Source organism: Saccharothrix mutabilis subsp. mutabilis, assembly GCF_039521145.1.
GTDB lineage: Bacteria > Actinomycetota > Actinomycetes > Mycobacteriales > Pseudonocardiaceae > Actinosynnema > Actinosynnema mutabilis.
In genome coordinates, this window is the sequence record NZ_BAAABU010000002.1 from 614,223 (window position 1) to 631,623 (window position 17,401).

Sequence of the window (17,401 nt, forward strand, 5' to 3'; positions counted from 1 at the left end):
GCGCGGGGCCGGTCGTCCGCGGCTCAGTCCCGGTCGGCATGGCAGGTCGCCGCGCCGTTCCACCGGCCGGGCCGGTTCTGTGCGCCCCGCTGAGAAGACCCCCAGGACTCCTCAGCGGCGAACGTTCTGCCACTCGCGTTAGTTGCCTGCGAAACCACTTCGACCGGTCCCTTCGCACAACCTGGCGACGTCAGCGACAACGTCACGCGCAGCTTGGCAGCGCAAGTCGTTAGGGTGGACTGCCCGGTGTCGCACCGGTCCACAAACGACCTGTTCACGCGCTCTCAGCCGGTTTTCCGGTCCGGAACTCGCGCAACCCGACGAGGAGGTCCGCCGCGGATGGCTGGTTCTGGTCAGGGGGCGGGTCCCCGTGCCGTTTTCGCGGAGCGGTTCGCGCTGCTCTACGCCGCGGCCGGCGACCCACCCCTGAAGCGGGTGACCGAGTCGGTCGGCCGCGCCCGGCGCACCGACGACCGGGGCCGCCCGGTCCGGGCCACCGCGCAGCGGGTCAGCGACTGGCGGCGCGGGCGCAACGTGCCCGCCCGGTTCCCGGCACTCTCGGTAGTGCTCGAAGTGCTCATCGGCGAGGCGCGCAAGGCCCGGCCCAAGCCGACCGTGCCCGGCCTGTACGACCTGGAGGCGTGGCGCGCGCTGTGGGAGGAGGCGCTGGCGAGCCCCGCCGCGTCGCCCGAGGACGAGGACCCGCCGAGTTCCGACGAAATCGGCGTGTGCCCTTACCGCGGCCTCGCCGCATTTCAACCCGAGGATTCTTCGTGGTTTTTCGGCCGGGAACGCAGCACCGCCGCACTGGTGTCCCGATTGGGCGCCGCGGTGGACACCGGGGGAATTGTCATGTTGGTCGGCGCCTCGGGCGCCGGCAAATCGTCGTTGGTGCGCGCGGGCGTGATCCCGTCCATTCGTGACGGCGCATTGGCGGTGCCCGGTTCGGAGAAATGGCCGTCGATCGTGCTGACGCCCGGCGCGGACCCGGTGAAAGAACTCGTCGGGCACGTCCCGGAACTCGCCGAGGTCCTCGACCCGGCGGCGGCGGACCCGCCGGAGCACCCGGCGGAGACGTTCGTCGGCCAGTCGATGATCGGGGTGCTGCGGTTCGCGGGGCGCATCCGGGACGCGTTCGCGGCCCACGCGGCCAACCACGGCGGTGACCGGGTGGTCGTCGTGGTGGACCAGTTCGAGGAGGCCTTCACGCTGTGCCCCGACGAGGGGCTGGTGCAGCTGTTCGTGCAGGCGCTGCACGCGGCGTGCACGCCGGCGATCCCCGGCGGCGACGCGCCCGCGCTGGTCGTGCTGGGCGTGCGGGCCGACTTCTACGGCCGCTGCCTGGCCTACCCGGAGCTGGCCGACGCGTTGCAGGACCGGCAGATGGTGCTGGGGCCGATGACCTCCGCCGAGCTGCGCGAGGCGGTGTCCCGGCCGGCCAAGGCCGCCGGGCTCCAGCTCGAACCGGGCCTGATCGAGCTGATGCTGCGCGACCTGGGCGTGCGCAGCGGGCGCGCGCCGGGGCGGGCGTCGCAGGGCGCGTACGACGCGGGCGCGTTGCCGCTGCTCTCGCACGCCCTGCTGGCGACGTGGCAGCGCCGCGCGGCGGGCAAGCTGACGATCTCCGGCTACCGGGCGGCGGGCGGCATTCAGGGCGCGGTCGCGGCGACCGCCGAACGGGCCTGGGCCGACCTCGCGCCGGAAGCGCAGGCGGCGGCCCGCCCGCTGCTGCTGCGCCTGGTCCGGGTCGGCGAGGACACGCAGGACACCCGACGCCGGTCCACCCGGCACGAGCTGGTCGAACAGGCCCCGAACCGCGCCGCCGGCGAGGAGGCCCTGGAAGTCCTGGCCCGGGCCCGCCTGGTGACCCTGGACGCCGGTTCGGTCGAGATCACCCACGAAGCGCTGCTCCAGGCGTGGCCCCGGCTGCGCAGCTGGATCGACCAGGACCGCGAGGGCCAGCTGCTGCGCCAGCGGCTGGAGGAGGACGCCGCGAGCTGGGCGCACCAGGACCGCGACGCGTCCCTGCTCTACCGGGGCGCCCGGCTGGAGACCGCGCGGCACTGGGCCGACGCCGCCGGCCCCGGTGGGCTGACCGGGGTCGCGCAGGACTTCCTGGCCGTGTCGACGCAGTACCGCAGGCGGGCCCTGTGGGGCAGGCGCAGCGCGGTGTCGGTGGTCGTCGTGCTGGCGATCATCGCGATCACCGCCGCCGTGCTGGCCGTGCGGCAGCGCGACGACGCCGTGTTCCGGCAGGTCGTGGCCGAGGCGGACCGGCTGCTGGAGACCGACCCGTCGCTGTCGGCCCAGTTGGACCTGGTCGCCCACCGGATGCGGCCGGAGGACCGCGAGGTCTACACCCGCGTCCTGTCCACCCAGGGGTTGCCGCTGGCCACGCACCTCGCCGGGCACCAGGGCGCGGTGTACCTGACGTCGTTCTCGCGCGACGGCAACACCCTGGCCACCGCGTCCTACGACAACACGGTCCGCCTGTGGGACCTGCGCGACCGCGACAACCCGAAGCCCCTCGGGACGCCGCTGCGCGCGCACAAGAGCTGGGTGAGCTCGGCGGTGTTCAGCCCCGACGGCAAGACCCTCGCCACGGCCAGCGACGACGGCACCGTGCGGCTGTGGGACGTCACCGACACCAGCCGCCCGCGTGCGCTGGGCCAGCCGCTGGACGGCGACAACGGCACGGTCTACCTGGTCGCGTTCTCCCCCGACAGCCGCACCCTGGTCACGGCCAACGAAGACCACACCGCCCGCCTGTGGGACGTCACCGACCCGGCCGCGCCGCGACGCCTGGGCGAGCCGCTGGGCCACCACACCGGCCAGGTCCGCTCGGTGGCGTTCTCCCCCGACGGGAAGCTCCTGGCCGCCGGCGGCGACGACCGCACGGTGGTGCTCTGGGACGTCTCCGACCGCGACGCCCCCACCCCGGTCGGCTCCCCGCTGACCGGCTACGACGGCATCGTCCGCTCGCTGGCGTTCTCCCCCGACGGCCGCACCCTCGCCACCGGCAGCGACGACAAGACCATCCGCCTCTGGGACGTGACCACCCCGACGTCACCGGTCGCCCTGGGCCGCCCGGTGGCCGACCACACCGGCCCGGTCTGGTCCGTGGCGTGGCACCGGGACGGCCGCGTCCTGGCTTCCGGGTCGGCCGACGGCACCGCCCGCCTGTGGAACGTCACCGACCCCGCCCACCCGTTGGCCGTGGGCCACCCCCTGACCGGCCGGAACGGCACGGTGTACGCGGTCGCGTTCAGCCCCGACGGCTACACGCTCGCCACGGGCAGCCAGGACAGCGCCGTCCGCCTGTGGTCCCTGCCCCGGACCGTGCTGGTGGGCCACGCGTCCCGGACGGTGGGCCCGGTCTTCACCCCCGACGGCAAGCGCATGGTCACCGGCAGCCGCGACCGCACCATCAGGGTGTGGGACCTGACCGACCCGCAGGCCCCCCGCAGCGCCGTGTCCACGACCACCCCCGACGAGGCGGGGGTGTGGGGCCTGGCCCTGAGCGACGACGGCACCACCCTGGCGTCCGTCAGCGACAAGGCCGTCCGCCTGTGGGACCTGACCGACCCCCGCACGATCACCCCGCTGGCCGCCCCCATGACCCTCAACACCCGCTACACGGCACCCGTGGCCTTCCGCCCGGACGGAAAAGTCCTGGTCACCGGATCGGACGACGAGTCGGTCCAGCTCTGGGACCTGAGCGACCCCAAGAACCCCCGCCAGGCGGGCAAGCCCTTGGTCGGCCACACCGGCTACGTCCACTGGGCGGCCTTCACCCCGGACGGGAAAACGCTGGTGACGGTGAGCGCCGACCAGACCGTCCGCCTGTGGAACGTCTCCGACCCCGGCGCCGCCCAGCCCCTGGGCCAACCCATGACCAGCCACACCGGCGCCATCCGCGCCGGCGCCCTGAGCCCCGACGGCAAGACCCTGGCGACCGCCGGCGACGACAAGACCATCCGCCTCTGGGACCTGACCACCCCCGCCAAGGCCAAACCGCTAGGCGACCCCCTGACGGGCCACGTGGAGGCGGTGGTGGCGGTGACCTTCAGCCCGGACGGCAAGACCCTGGCGGCCGGCGGCGACGACCGGACCATCAAGCTGTGGAACGTGACGGACCGGCTCCTCCCGACCCCGATCGGCCAGTCCCTGACCGGCCACGACGCCGGCCTCCACGACGTCCGCTTCTCACCACAGGGCAACTTCATCGCCTCCACGAGCCTCGACACCACGGTCCGCGTGTGGGACTTGGAGCCGAACGACGCGATCAACCGGATCTGCGCGAAGGCGAAGGGCGTCCTCCCAGAAGACCAGTGGCGCAAACACCTGCCCCAACTCGACTACCAACCCCCCTGCCCCTGACCCCCTGCCCCTGCCCCCTGCCCCTGACCGGACCGGCGGAAGCGGCGGACGACGGCACCCCGCTCGGCGGCAGCCAGCGGCGGGGGCCCGCGCCGGGCAGCGGCAGCCGGCACCTGGGGCAGACGCCGGCGGAAGTAGTGGTCCGGCAGCGGCGGTGCGGCGTTGGTGTGGGTGTGTGGTTGGCCGTAGGTTGTGACAAGTATTGGCATGGACTTCGCAGTGGTTGTCACTAAGTTGCGAAGCATGCGTCTACTTGGTCGGGTGGGGAGCCCGCAGGCGGCGGTCGCGGTGCTTGTTGCGATCACCGGTGTTTACATGGGTCTCGTGGTCTTGGGGAACGTCACCGACTACGGGACCAACCGCGCGTTCGTCGAGCACGTGTTCGCGATGGACACGACCTTCCAATCTCCGAACACGATGTACCGCGCGATCACCAACCAGACCGTGGTCACCATCGCCTACGTCCTGATCATCATCTGGGAGGCCGTCACGGCGGTGGTCCTGTTGGCCGGGTTCGTGGCCTGGCTGCGCGGGCGGACGGTTGTCGCTCGGCGGCTGTCGTCGCTGGGGTGGGTCATGCAGGTGTTGCTGTTCGGCGGCGGGTTCATCGTCATCGGTGGCGAGTGGTTCCTGATGTGGCAGTCGAAGGACTGGAACGGGTTGACGGCGGCGTTCCAGAACTTCGTGGTCGCGGCGGTCGGGCTCATCCTGCTTCACTCGTCCACAAAGGACTGAGTGGTGCGTCGGGGGTCGCCGCCTGGATGGCGGCGACCCCCGAACCGGCCGGCCGGTCAGCGGGTGGTGATCGCGTCCCAGAACGGGAGGCGGTGGGCTGTCGCGAAGTCCGTGGGGCCGGTGTTGTCGGGGGCCAGGGACTGGACGTGGTTCCCGTTGGCGAACGCGGGCCAGGTGGGTAGGCCTTCGGTGTTGGGATCTCCGGTGCGGGCGAAGGTGGTCCAGTAGCGGATCATGTTGTCCGCCAGGGGGTTCGGTGTCGTGCTCGGGAACAGGTAGTCGATGTCCGAGTGGTGCGTTGCGCCGTGCGGGGTCGCGGTCGGGTCGGCGAACTCGAAGGCGTAGGTGGCGGTGTGGGCCGACAGCAGGCGGTGTTGGCGCCACGTCGCCCTGGCCCACACGCGGTCGGTCAGGACCTGGGACCACGCCTCGGTCGGGGTCGCGAAGGCGGACAGCGGGTACTCGGCCTCGACGGCTGGGGCGTGATCACCGAAGGACTTGGTCAGCAGGGTTTTGTAGTCGTCCGCGGAGACCTCGCCGCGGAAGAGGTCCACGATGCCTCGGTGCTCGTTCTTGGTGGAGCCGGAGAGGACCGGTACGCGGGCGAACTTGCCCTGGGCCAGGAGGTCCGGTGGCAGGTCGTCCACGCCCAGCGGCTGGAAGATGTTCATCACATGCGGGTGTTCCAGGAGCTTCTCGGCTGTCAGTGCGCGCAGGCAGGCCAGGTCGGCACAACCCAGTTCGGCGGCGGTGGCCTGACCCAGGGCCTCCACCTCGCGTCGGTCGCGCCAGCCCAGCCACGGCAGGGCGTCCAGACCTGGGTACCAGGCCTCGGCAGGCAGGTCCATCAGCGCGAAACCGCTGTGCATGATCGCCTTGTCGAACAGTCCGTGCGACTCGGGCGACACCAGGTGCGCCGCCACCGCTGTCGCGCCGTAGGACACGCCGAAGACCGTGACGTTCTCCGGGTCGCCGCCGAACGCTCGCGCGTTGCGCCGCACCCAGTCGAGCGCGGCCCGCTGGTCCTGGAGGCCGAAGGTGCCGGAGCCGGCCAGGCCGGGCAGCCCGAAGCCGCCGAACACGCCCATCCGGTAGTTGATCGTCACCACGACGACGTCGCCGCGCACGGCCAGCCGCGACCCGTCGTAGAGGTGGCCCGCGCCCACGGCACCGTCGCCGTGGATCCACACCATGACCGGCTTCGACGCCGCACCGCCGGTGGGTGTGGCGACGTTGAGGAAAAGGCAGTCCTCGTCGGTCGACCTGGTGTCCGAGTAGGACGACCCGACCTGCGGGCACGGGTTGCCCGGCTTCGTCGCGTCGCGCACGCCGTCCCACCGGGCGACGGGGGCCGGCGCGCTCCACCGGAGGTCGCCCTTCGGCGGCGCGGCGTACGGGATGCCCTGGAAGAGGACGTGGTCGGACTTGACCACGCCGCGCACGTCACCCGTGTCCGTGGTGGCTGTGTCCTGTCGTTGCATGGTGCTCCCCCCGCATGCGGTCAGCAGCAGTACCGCGGTCAGTGCCAACGTCCCCCGACGCATGTCTCCCCCAACGTGTCTCGCCCAACGTGTCTCGCGCAGCTCAGCCCGGCGGCTGGTGCGCCCGTGCGGTCGCGCGTTCCACCAACGTGAGCAGTTCGCGCTCGCAGAGGTCGAGGTCCAGCGCCTCGTCCTCGGCCGCCCTGGCCAGCACCCCGTTGCGCAGGGCCAGGACGAAGATCGCCATCGTGTCCGCGTCGAACTCCCGGAACTCCCCGGACCGCTGCCCCTCCCGCAGCAGGTCGGCCATGCGCCGGTGGTCCTCGTCCCGGCCCCGTACCGAGACGTGCGGTCGGACCTGCATCAACGCGACCGTGTGGGACCGGTGGGCCCGCATGAACCGCAGGTTCGCCACGAGGAACGCCCGCAGTTCGCCGGCGACCGTGTCCGAGCGGTCCAGGAAGCCCATGACGAAGTCCGCGTACCGCCGCAGGACCTCGGCGTAGACCTCGTCGACCAGTTCCTGCTTGCCCTTGAAGTGGTACGAGATCAACCCGGTGCTGCTCAGGCCGGCGCGCGTCGCGATCTGCTTGAACGACGTCGCCGCGTAGCCCAGCTCGGCGACCGTCTCGATCGCCGCGCCGACGATCTGCGCCCGCCTGGCCTGCTCCGTCACCGACTTTGCTCGCACGAGCAAAAGTTAGCACGGACGAGCAAGATTTTCACCCGTCACTCCCCGTCGGAGTTCCGGCCTCCCGACCGACGATGGGGGTGTGAGCGATCCGCAAGCCCGCCCGGACCCGGCGTTCGCGCTGCTGGACGTCTACGACGCAGCGCTGCCGCAGGTGTACGGGTACCTGCTGGCGCGGTGCGGCAGCAGGGCGCAGGCGGAGGAGTTGACGTCGGAGACGTTCCTGGCGGCGGTGCAGTCGGCGCGCAGCGGTGGCCCGGTGAGCCCGGCTTGGCTCATCGGGATCGCCCGGCACAAGCTGGTCGACCACTGGCGGCGGCGGGAGCGCGAGGAGCGCGGACTGCGCCTCGCGCACACCGAGCCGGACGTCGAGGACCCGTGGGACGAGCACATAGACGCCATCCAGGCCCGCGACACCCTGGCCGGGTTGAGCCAGACGCACCAGTGCGTGTTGACGCTCCGGTATGTCGACGGCCTGCCCGTGCCCGAGGTGGCCGAGCTGATCGGGCGCACCGTCCACGCGACCGAGGCGCTGCTGGTGCGCGCTCGGGCCGCGTTCCGCCGGGCCTACCCGGGAGGCCGCCATGAGTGAGCTGCGGTTCGGGGCGGTGTCGGGTGTGGTGTGGCCGGCGGCGGTCGGCGGGCGGTGCGGGAACTCGGCGACCGGCGGGCGGCCCGGGCGAACGGTGGTTGGCCGGCGTGGGCGAGCGGTGGTTGGCCGGCGTGGGGAGTCGGCGAGTGGCCGGTGTGGGGAGTCGGCGAGTGGCCGGCGGTGCGCGAAGCCGGCGGCCGGCCCGCAACGTCGGCAGTCGGCGAGCCGGCAGCGCACGGATTCGGCGGCCGGCCCGCAACGTCGGCGGGCGGCGGCTGGCGGGCGGCGTGGACAGTCGGCGGCCGGCCTGCGGGGCGGGATGTCGGTGGGTGTTCGGGTCGGGTTCGGGTGGCTGGTCGGGGGTTGTGATGAGTGATCCGTTCGACGCCCTCTACCTGCCGCAGCGGCCCGTTGAGCCGGACGCCGGGTTCGCGGAGCGCCTGCGTGAGCGGTTGGAACGAATGGTTCTGTTGGGAGAGGACATGAGCACGACCGAAGCGGCGCGGACCGAGTACTCGACAGTGACGCCCTACCTCGCGTTCCGGGACTCCCGGGCCGCGATCGAGTTCTACGTCGACGTGTTCGGCGCGGAGCGGCGGGGTGAACCGATCGTGATGCCGGACGGGTCCGTCGGGCACGCCGAGATCGCCATCGGCGGCTCGGTGCTGATGCTGGCCGACGAATCGCCCGAGTACCACCACCTCGCCCCCTCCGACACCGGGGTGCGCCCGATGCACCGGGTGCAGGTGGAGGACGTGGACGGCGTGGTCGAGCGCGCTCGGGAACGGGGCGCCGAGGTGTTGCGGCCGGCCGCCGACACCGGGCACGGGTACAGCGGGACCATCCTCGACCCCTTCGGGTACCGGTGGATGGTGGCCGCCCGGACCGGGGCAGGGCGGAGCGGTGACGCGCAGGGCGGCCGAACGCCGAGCGGTGGGGAGAGGCTGCCGCACGGGCACGTTGGCTACCACACATTGGTGGTGCCCGACGACGAAGCCGCCAAGCGGTTCTACGGCGCCGTGCTCGGGTGGACCTTCCCGCCCGGACGCGTGGAGCGCGGCTGGGGGATCGAGGGCGCGGGGCTGCCGATGTCGGGGCTCTGGGGCGGCCAGGGCTGGACCGGGTGGAAGCTCATGTACGCCGTGGACGACTTGGAGGCCGCGCTGGAACGGGTGCGCGCGCACGGTGGCACCACGCGCGAACCCGAGGCGCAGCCCTACGGACTGGCCGCCGAGTGCACCGACGACCAGGGCGTCGAGTTCTGGCTCTGGCAGCAGTGAGGAAGCGGGCGGTGAGGGCAGTGATCGAGTCATGAGTCCATGTTCGAACAGGTGTTCGAACATGGCAAGATCACTTTCGAGTGAAACGGGCTAGCCGAGGATCTGGCGGAGCTGGTCCAGCAGCTCCGCCCGGCTCGTGCAGCCCAACCGCTGGCGCATGCGGGCCATGTGGTGTTCGACGGTCTTCGCCGAGATGAACAGCCGGTCCCCGACCTGCTTGTAGGTCAACCCGCCGACCACCAGCTCGGCGACCTCGCGCTCCCGGTCGCTGAGCTTGCCCGCGTCCACGGCCTCGGCCACCGGCTCGGCGGGCTTGCGCGCCGCGCCGACGGGCCGCCCCTGCAACAGCCGCGCGCAGTCGAGCAACCGCACCATCGCCTGCCGGTCGGACGTCCTTATCGCCGCCTGACCGGCCAACCGCGCCGCGTCCCACCACTGCCCCGCCGCGTGCAACCCGCGCGCGGCCGACTCCACCAGGTCCGGGTCCACCTTGCCCGCCAGCACGTCCAGCCAGCTCTCGGCGGCGGCGGAGACCAAAGCCCCGTAACGACTCCGGTCGCGGAAGGACGCCAACGCGGCGGCGTGCTCCTCGGCCACCGACGTCTCCTCCGCGATGATCGCCGCGTGCAACCCCGCCCAGTGCAGCGGAACGGCCCACAGCGGCGGATCTCCCAGCTGCCGCAACAAGGTCCGTGCCGCGGTCAGGTGCGGGGCCAAGCGGTGCTGGTCGCGCAGCCGGGCCGCCGCGGCGGCGAACTCACCGAGCGGCAGGAACGTGTAGAGGTCCACCGGATGCCGCAGCACGGCCTCGCACGCCTGGTCCCACGTCCGCTTCAACGCCGCCAGGTCGCTGTTGCGCCGCGCCACGCCGATCTCCAGCGCCACGGCGAAGATCCAGTCGCGCGGCTCCAACGGGCGCCCGACCTTGCGCAGGAGCACCAACGCCTCCCTGGCCTGCGCCAGGTTCCCCTGCACCATCGCGATCCACGCCCGCAGCAACCGGTGCCGCACGTCCATCAGCACACCGCCGAGGGACGTCGCCACCGCGCGTTCCAGCACGGACTCCGCGACCGACAGCTCACCGCTCTGCATCGCCACCAACGCGGCCAGCGCGGCGGGCGTGTCCGGCAGCAGCACGGCCCGCCCAGCGGGTTCCAGCAACGCCGCCGCGCGCACCAAAGTGGACAGTGCCGCCGTCGCACTCCCGGTGACCGACTCGACAACGCCCTGCGCCATCAGGGAAGCGCCACCGTCGAGCATCGTCGGCGGCGCGACCGGCAGCGTCCCGGACGGCAGCCGACCCGTGCCCACCTGCCCGACCACGGCGAACGCGGTGGACGTGGCGCTGGGCGACCACCGGTGCAACTCGGTGCTGCGCGCCAACTGCCCCCGGTGGGCCAAGGCGATCGCGGCCACCTCGGCCGCCGCGCCCCGGTGCTCCTGGTCGCCGCCGGAAATCACCCGGTCGGCCAGCCGCAGCGCCGCGTCCAGGTCGCCGGACATCGCCGACGCCGCCGCCTGCCGGACCGCCACCTCGGCGGACGGCGTCCCGACGGCCGCCAGCAGCCGCGCGGACAGCGCCGGGTCGGTGGGCAGCGCCTCGCGGGCCGCCGCCTGGAACGCCGCTTCCACGGCCGGGCCGCCGACCCCGGTGCCCAGGAGGGGTTTGACCAGGTCGAGCACGGGTCCGCCGGACCGCAGTTGCAGCTCGGCCAGCTTCTGCCGCACGGCGATCCGCCGGTCGGTGCGGCTCAGCGCCGCCACGGCCACGCGGGCGACCGGCAGCAACGTCCCGTCCGGCGCGAGCAGCCCGGTGGCGCGACCGGCCTCGATCACCTCGCCGACCGCGTCCACGTCCTTGCCCAGCAACGCGCTGAGCAGGTCCAACCGCAGCGCGGCACCGGCTTCGGCGGCGAGCAGGAACTTCTGCACGTCCGCGTCCAGCCAGTCGAGGTCGGCTCTGAAGGACGCGACCACCTCGGCGGTGATCTCCGGCGCGTTCAGACCGGCCAGCCGCGCCACGAAGCGCGGGACGCCGCCCGTCTGGTGGTGCACGAAGTCCACCAAGGCGCGGCTAGACGCGGGCAGCACCGCCTTCACCTGCTCACGGGTGAACGCTGACGGCATCAAAGGCGCACGCACACGTCCCAACGACTCCGCCAACGCCGCCAAAGCGCGCGACCGGGGCCACGGCCGGTATGCGACGACGATCCGTGTGTTCCCTTGTTCCACCATAGAACGCAAGGACAACAGCTCGTTGTCACCCAACAGGTGGGCGTCGTCCACGATCGTGGCTTCAACGCCGGCGGCCCGGTAGGCGCGCTCGATCTCCCGCAGCATGGTGGTCTTGCCGTACCCGCCGGGCGCGAGGACGCCGAGCCGCAACACCGCCTCGGGCGCCGCGGCGATCCCGTCCAGCACGCTGCGGGCGTCCGCGTCCAACACCGGTCGTTCGGTAGTCATGCGCAGGCTCAACGGCCGTCCTCTGAGTCTTGTGCGTCGCGGGAACGGCGTCGTCCCCCGGTCACCGCGAGCCCCCGCACGACGCGCTTCACGGAGCGCCGTTCGGGCAGGTCCAGCGGGGTGATGTCGATCGGCGGGCGCGGCGGCGGAGCCGTGAAGTCGGTGTCGGGGACGTCCATGTCGCCCACGGGGAAGCGCAGCAACGGGTCGTCGTCCCGGACCAGCACCGACGTCTCGATGGGTTCGTTGTCGTCGGGTCCGAGCAGCATGTGCCGCCCGGCGAGCGCGGCGCCCTTGACGGCGGTCGTCTCGGGGGCGGCCTCGAAGACCACCCGTCCGGGGAGCAGGGACGAGATCAGGGGGATGCGGGTGCTGCCGCCGACCAGCACGGTGGCCTCCAGCGGCGTGCCCCGGACGACTCGTTCGAACACCGACACGGCCTGCTCGACCGACGACCGGATCAGCTCGTCGAACTTCGCCCGGCTCAGTGGCACGTCCACTCGTCCGGACGGCAGGTGCACGGGGATGGCGGTCTCGAACGTGCCGGACAGCACTCGCTTGGCCGCCTCGCAGTCGCGCCGCAGCCGCCCGTAGAGGCCGCGGGTGCGCGGGTCCTGCGGGTCCAGCTCGGTGAACGCCCGGCCCAGCTCGGTGCGGACGTGCCCGAAGACGAGGTCGTCGAAGTCCACGCCGGCGTCCTGGTCGGGGCTCTCGGCCCAGGCCACGACCTCGAACGGGCGGACCACGGCGGCGCTGAACGCGTGGCTGCCCAGGCTGAACACCCCGACCGGGCCGCGCGCGAACGAGTGACCGGCCGCCGCGGCGAGGGGTTCCGCGAGCAGGGTCGCGTTGTCCAGGCCCATGACCCGCAGGGCCTGGTGCATCAGCCCTTTGTGGTGCGCACCCCACCCGACCGGGTGACTGAGCACGATCCGTTCCGCCCGTTCGCCCTCCCGGGCGGCGACCTGGCCGGCCACCCAGCTGACCATGAGCGCGGTCAGCTCCTCGGCCGTGAACGGCTCGTCGCCCAGGACGACCGGCACGCCGTCGCCGACCCGCGCGGCGAAGCCGGTGGCGGTCCACCGGGGGTCGCCGGGCTCGCCCACCGCGAACGTCCCGTCCGCCGTGAGCTGCAAGGACGACGCCACGCCACCGCCCGGTCCGCCCAGGCCGACGACCTCCGGCTCGGCCCGTCCGGCGCCACCGAGGCGGCACAGGGCGGCGGCGGTGCGGGTGGTGCCCACGTCGACCCCGAGGACGTACGGCAACTCACCAGCCTCCTCTTTCACCTGGTCGGGGTAGCGCTGGACGGTTCGTACACGGGCTACCAACGGGTCACAAGCGCATCCCCTAATCCCCTAGGGAGTGAACGAGAACCACCCCATCGTGGTTGCGGCATCTACTGGGAGTAATCCCCGATGGCTTCGAATCCCCCGGTCAATACCTTGATCGGCATGGCGGGACCCACCCCTGCCGGTCCACGCCTCCCCGCGACCTATCTAGCCAGGAGAATTCGATCATGGGCACCAGCCCCAACACGCTGCACGACTTCGTCCTCGACCTGCTGAGCAACCCGACCGCGCTGGCCGACTTCCAGGCCGACGCCGAGGGTGCCCTGGCCGCCGCGGGCCTGAGCGACATCAGCGCTCTGGACGTGCAGGAGGTCCTCCCGCTGGTCCTCGACTACGTGCCCGCCGGGAGCCTGCCCGCTCTCGACGGCGCGCTGCTCAACGAGCTGCCGCTGGACGCGACGGACGCCCTGGGCGCCATCGGCCAGCTGCAGGCCGTGGCCCAGCAGGTGGCCCTCTCGGGCGTGTCCGGCTCGTCCGACGTGAACCTGGCGGCGGCGGGCGCGCTGAGCGCCGACGCCAGTGGCCTGGAGGTCTTCGGCGGCATCTCCGGCTGGGGCCCGGTGGGCGACGTGGCGGGCTCGCTCGACGCGTCGCTGTCCGGCGACTTCTCCGCGGTGGGTGACGTGACCGGCACCCTGGACGGCACGCTCGCCACCGCGGGTGGGGTCACCGACCTGGCGACCGGCTCCCTGGACGGCGCCCTCGCCACCGCCGGCGGAGTCACCGGTGCGCTGCCGGCCGCGGAAGGCCTGACCAGCCCCGCGTTCGGCGCGGTCGACACGCTGCACGGCGTCGTCGACAGCTTCGGTGGCTTCGCCGGCACGGTCGCCGGCAACGTGACCACGAACCTCGGCAACCTCGACGCCGGCGGCCTGACCAAGGCCCTCAACGTCGACGGCGTGACGGGCCTGGCCCACGGCGACGCGTCGCCGGAGCGCGTGGTCGACACCGTCGAGGACACCGCGGACGGCGTCATCGGCACCGCCGGCCTGGCCAGCACCGTCAACCACGTCGGCGCCGTCAACGCGCCGCTGCTGGGTGTCGGCCTGAACGACGTCCCGCTGATCGGCGGCGGCGACATCAGCGACGCGCTGTTCTGAGTCGCTGATCAAGACTGATCCACCACCAGGGGGCCGGCCCTGTCCAGTGGACAGGGCCGGCCCTCTCTTTCACCTCACCGGGTGAACACGGCACACTCTTCCGGGTGATGTCCGCACCCTGGCTCGACGTGCTCGACGACACGATCCGGTCCTGCGCCGCCCACAACCGGCCGGACCTGGCCGAACGACTCCGCGAGAAGCGCGCCCGCCAGCTCGACCCGAAGCTGCGGGTGCTCGTCCTGGGCGAACCCAAGCAGGGCAAGAGCCAACTGGTGAACGCCCTGGTCAACGCCCCGGTGTGCGCGGTCGGCGACGACGTGACCACGACCGTGCCGACGTTCGTCCACCACGCCGAAACCCCCAACGCGGCCCTGGTCAGGACGATCGCGAACACCCCCACCGAACGCATCCCGGTGCCCATCGACCAGCTCGCCAGCCAGGTCAGCGCCGGGCACACCGGCGAACTGCTGCGCGCCGAGGTCGGCATCCCCCGCGCCCTGCTCACGTCGGGGCTTGTGCTGATCGACACACCCGGGGTGGGCGACCTGCGCCCCGCCCACACCGCGAGCACGTTCACCGCGCTGCTCCAGGCCGACGCCGTGCTGATGGTGTCCGACGCCACAGCCGAGCTGACCGCGTCCGAACTGGAGCTGCTGCGGCAGGTCGTGGCGTCCTGCCCGAACGTCACCGTCGTCCTCACCAAGATCGACATCGCCGCCCAGTGGCGCCGCGTGCTGGAGCGCAACCGCACCCACCTGGCGCGCGCGGGCGTGGCGGCCAAGCTGATCCCGGTGTCGGCGGCCCTGCGGCTGCGCGCCGCCAAGACCGGCGACAAGGCGCTCAACGCCGAGTCCGGGTTCCCCGAGCTGCTGGAATGCGTGCAGCGCGACATCGTCGCCGCCGCCGACGTGCTGGCCCGCCGGTCCGTCGCGGCCGTCGCGGCGGGCGCGATCAAGCAGCTCGTCGCGCCGGTGCGCGAGGAGCTGACCAACGACGGTTCCAAGAGCACCCAGCACACCATCGCGGCGTTGAACGAGGCGCAGCGCCGCATCGACGAGCTGCGCCGCCGGTCCGCGCGCTGGCAGACCGTGCTGTCCGACGAGATGGCCGACCTGGTCTCCGACATCGAGTACGACCTGCGCGAACGGACCCGGCGGATCCTGCGCGAGGTGGACAAGACGTTCGAGACCGCCGACCCGGCCCTGGGCTGGGAGCAGTTCGAGCGGTGGCTGGAGGACAACCTCACCGAGGCCGCGACGCAGAACTTCACCTGGTTGATGGACCGCGCCGAGTGGGTGGCGGAGAAGGTCGCCCGCAGCTTCCCGGTGCGGCGCGACGACCTGCTGCCCGAGTCGATCTTCCCGGCCGACGTGCTCGACCGGGTGTCCAAGATGGACAAACCGACCATCGAGCGGTTCACCGTCGCGCAGAAGCTGTTCACCGGCCTGCGCGGCTCCTACGGCGGCGTGCTGATGTTCGGCCTGGTCACCAGCCTGGCCGGGATGCCGCTGATCAACGCGATCTCGTTGGGCGCGGGCGCGTTGTTCGGCGGTAAGTCCATCCTGGACGAGTCGGACCAGCGGCTGAAGCGCCGGCAGGCCGCGGCGAAGGTGGCGGCGCAGCGGCACGTGGACGACTTCTTCATCAAGTTCAGCAAGGACTTCCGGGACGCGGCCCGGCACATCCAGCGCAGCCTGCGCAACCACTTCAGCACGTTGGCCGAGGAGTTGCAGGAGACGCTGCTGGAGTCGGCGCGCGGGGCGCGGCGGGCCGTGCAGGACGACACCACCGAACGCGAGCGCCGGGTCCGCGAGGCGCGCCACGAGCTGGACCGGCTCGTGCAGCTCTACCAGCGGGTGCAGGCGCTGGCGGGCGGGCACACGCCGCCGTTGGGGATCAGCGCGTGACGCTCGTCGACGAGGTGTGGGCGCTGCTGGAGGACGCGCTCGCGGTGTACCGGGACAGCCCGCGCGCGGTCGCGTGGCTGCGCGGGCACCAGGCGCGGTTCAGCGAGCCGGTGCGGGTGGCGGTCGCGGGCGCGCCGCGGACGGGCAAGTCCACCGTGGTCAACGCGGTGATCGGCGAGGAGTTCGTGCCCACCGGGACGTTCACCTGGTACCGCGACGGCGTGCAGGCGCGGGCGACGGTGGGGCCGCACGAGGTGCCCGTGGTGCGGCGGGACGGGCGGGCGTTCATCGACGTGCACGACGTCGACCGGGTGACCGTGGAGTGGCCGTCGCGGTCGCTGCGGGACCTGACGCTGATCGACACGCCCGGTGACGCGCCGGTCGAGCAGGTGTACGGCGAGGCCGACGCGGTGCTGTTCCTGACCAGGCACATGCACAGCACGGACCTGCGCTACCTCCAGACCGCGCACGACCACCCGGTGGCGCGGTCGGCGCCGGTGAACACGGTGCTGGTGCTGGCGCGGGCGGACGAGATCGGCGGCGGGCGGATCGACGCGCTGTCGTCGGCCAAGCAGATCGCGCGGCGGTACCGGCGGGAGGCGCAGGTCCGGCCGTTGTGCCAGAACGTGGTCGCGGTGGCCGGGCTGCTGGCGGTGGCGGCGCGGACGTTGCGGGCGGAGGAGTTCGCGGCGCTGGCGGCGCTGGCGTCGTTGGCGCGCACGGAGTTGGAGGACCACCTGCTGTCCGCGGACCGGTTCGTGGGCGCGGACTTCCCGGTGCGGCTGGACCCGGCGGTGCGGCGCGGGCTGGTGGAGCGGTTCGGGATCTTCGGGGTGCGGCTGACGACCACGTTGATCCGGCAGGGGTTCGACACGCAGGTGAAGCTGACCGCGCAGCTGGTGCAGCGCAGCGGGTTGGGCGAGCTGCGGGAGTCGATCGGGCTGTACTTCGGCGAGCGCGCGGAGGTGCTGAAGGCGCGGTCGGCGTTGCTGGGGCTGGACGTGGTGCTGCGCAACGAGCCGCGGCCCGGTGCGGCCGGGTTGGCGGTGGCGGTGGAGCGGGTCCTGGCGTCGGCGCACGACTTCCGGGAGCTGCGGCTGCTGGCGGCGTTGCAGGGCGGGCGGGTGAAGCTGCCCGGGTTGGACGACGAGGCGGCGCGGCTGGTCGGCGGGCTGGGGACGTCGCCGGTGGCGCGGCTGGGGATGGAGTACGAGCCGAGCGAGGTGGAGCTGCGGCACGTCGTGCTGGACACGTTGGGGCGGTGGCGGGAGCAGGCGGCGAGCCCCGCGCTGGACAACGGGCAGCGGCGGGCGGCGGGCGTGGTGGTGCGCAGCTGCGAGGGCATGTTGGCCGCGCTGGGCTGAGCTTGGGAGGGGTTAGGGCCGGCCGCCGGCCCCGATGTCCATTGTTCCAGGGGGGT

11 protein-coding genes are annotated in these 17,401 nt (G+C 72.6%); 7 read left to right on the forward strand and 4 right to left on the reverse strand.

What is annotated here, in order from left to right; all coding sequences use genetic code 11:
- Window positions 1–339 precede the first annotated feature (339 nt).
- Window positions 340–4,380 (forward strand): nSTAND1 domain-containing NTPase, encoded by a 4,041-nt coding sequence (locus ABD126_RS06735; RefSeq protein WP_343932753.1) that lies wholly within the window; start codon window positions 340–342, stop codon window positions 4,378–4,380.
- A 243-nt stretch (window positions 4,381–4,623) separates the two neighbouring features.
- Window positions 4,624–5,115 carry a DUF2165 domain-containing protein gene (locus ABD126_RS06740; RefSeq protein ID WP_343932754.1) on the forward strand — a complete coding sequence of 164 codons (492 nt, stop codon included), beginning with the start codon at window positions 4,624–4,626 and terminating at the stop codon, window positions 5,113–5,115.
- Between the two features lie 56 nt (window positions 5,116–5,171).
- Here ABD126_RS06740 and ABD126_RS06745 read toward each other — a convergent pair whose 3' ends face one another.
- Together ABD126_RS06745 and ABD126_RS06750 are read right to left on the reverse strand one after the other, a co-directional pair.
- Window positions 5,172–6,596: a carboxylesterase/lipase family protein gene (locus ABD126_RS06745; protein ID WP_343932755.1), complete on the reverse strand. Its 1,425-nt coding sequence runs from the start codon at window positions 6,594–6,596 to the stop codon at window positions 5,172–5,174.
- Window positions 6,597–6,699: 103 nt separating this feature from the next.
- A complete protein-coding gene (locus ABD126_RS06750) occupies window positions 6,700–7,287 on the reverse strand; it encodes a TetR/AcrR family transcriptional regulator (protein WP_343932756.1) in 588 nt (195 codons plus the stop codon).
- A gap of 82 nt (window positions 7,288–7,369) precedes the next feature.
- Here ABD126_RS06750 and ABD126_RS06755 point away from each other — a divergent pair, with 82 nt between their 5' ends.
- Window positions 7,370–7,879 (forward strand): RNA polymerase sigma factor, encoded by a 510-nt coding sequence (locus ABD126_RS06755; protein ID WP_343932757.1) that lies wholly within the window; start codon window positions 7,370–7,372, stop codon window positions 7,877–7,879.
- A 368-nt stretch (window positions 7,880–8,247) separates the two neighbouring features.
- Window positions 8,248–9,159, forward strand: coding sequence for a VOC family protein (locus tag ABD126_RS06760; RefSeq protein WP_343932758.1), 912 nt, complete (start codon window positions 8,248–8,250; stop codon window positions 9,157–9,159).
- A 90-nt stretch (window positions 9,160–9,249) separates the two neighbouring features.
- Here ABD126_RS06760 and ABD126_RS06765 read toward each other — a convergent pair whose 3' ends face one another.
- Together ABD126_RS06765 and ABD126_RS06770 are read right to left on the reverse strand one after the other, a co-directional pair.
- Window positions 9,250–11,622 carry a helix-turn-helix transcriptional regulator gene (locus ABD126_RS06765; protein WP_343932759.1) on the reverse strand — a complete coding sequence of 791 codons (2,373 nt, stop codon included), beginning with the start codon at window positions 11,620–11,622 and terminating at the stop codon, window positions 9,250–9,252.
- 8 nt (window positions 11,623–11,630) lie between these two features.
- Entirely contained in the window at window positions 11,631–12,911 is a 1,281-nt protein-coding gene (locus ABD126_RS06770; RefSeq protein ID WP_343932760.1) for an Hsp70 family protein, read from the reverse strand.
- 230 nt (window positions 12,912–13,141) lie between these two features.
- Here ABD126_RS06770 and ABD126_RS06775 point away from each other — a divergent pair, with 230 nt between their 5' ends.
- From ABD126_RS06775 to ABD126_RS06785, 3 genes are all read left to right on the forward strand, one after another.
- Window positions 13,142–14,074: an IniB N-terminal domain-containing protein gene (locus ABD126_RS06775; protein ID WP_343932761.1), complete on the forward strand. Its 933-nt coding sequence runs from the start codon at window positions 13,142–13,144 to the stop codon at window positions 14,072–14,074.
- A gap of 107 nt (window positions 14,075–14,181) precedes the next feature.
- Window positions 14,182–15,981: a dynamin family protein gene (locus ABD126_RS06780; RefSeq protein ID WP_343932762.1), complete on the forward strand. Its 1,800-nt coding sequence runs from the start codon at window positions 14,182–14,184 to the stop codon at window positions 15,979–15,981.
- Window positions 15,978–17,345: a GTPase domain-containing protein gene (locus ABD126_RS06785; protein WP_343932763.1), complete on the forward strand. Its 1,368-nt coding sequence runs from the start codon at window positions 15,978–15,980 to the stop codon at window positions 17,343–17,345. The genes ABD126_RS06780 and ABD126_RS06785 overlap by 4 nt, the downstream gene beginning before the upstream one ends.
- Window positions 17,346–17,401 lie beyond the last annotated feature (56 nt).

Excerpts from the sequence above, each read along its gene's own strand:
- ABD126_RS06775 (WP_343932761.1), top strand. The coding sequence starts at position 13,142 with ATGGGCACCAGCCCCAACACGCTGCACGACTTCGTCCTCGACCTGCTG.
- ABD126_RS06780 (WP_343932762.1), top strand. The coding sequence starts at position 14,182 with ATGTCCGCACCCTGGCTCGACGTGCTCGACGACACGATCCGGTCCTGC.
- ABD126_RS06765 (WP_343932759.1), bottom strand. The coding sequence starts at position 11,622 with ATGACTACCGAACGACCGGTGTTGGACGCGGACGCCCGCAGCGTGCTG.
- ABD126_RS06735 (WP_343932753.1), top strand. The coding sequence starts at position 340 with ATGGCTGGTTCTGGTCAGGGGGCGGGTCCCCGTGCCGTTTTCGCGGAG.
- ABD126_RS06745 (WP_343932755.1), bottom strand. The coding sequence starts at position 6,596 with ATGCAACGACAGGACACAGCCACCACGGACACGGGTGACGTGCGCGGC.
- ABD126_RS06760 (WP_343932758.1), top strand. The coding sequence starts at position 8,248 with ATGAGTGATCCGTTCGACGCCCTCTACCTGCCGCAGCGGCCCGTTGAG.
- ABD126_RS06740 (WP_343932754.1), top strand. The coding sequence starts at position 4,624 with ATGCGTCTACTTGGTCGGGTGGGGAGCCCGCAGGCGGCGGTCGCGGTG.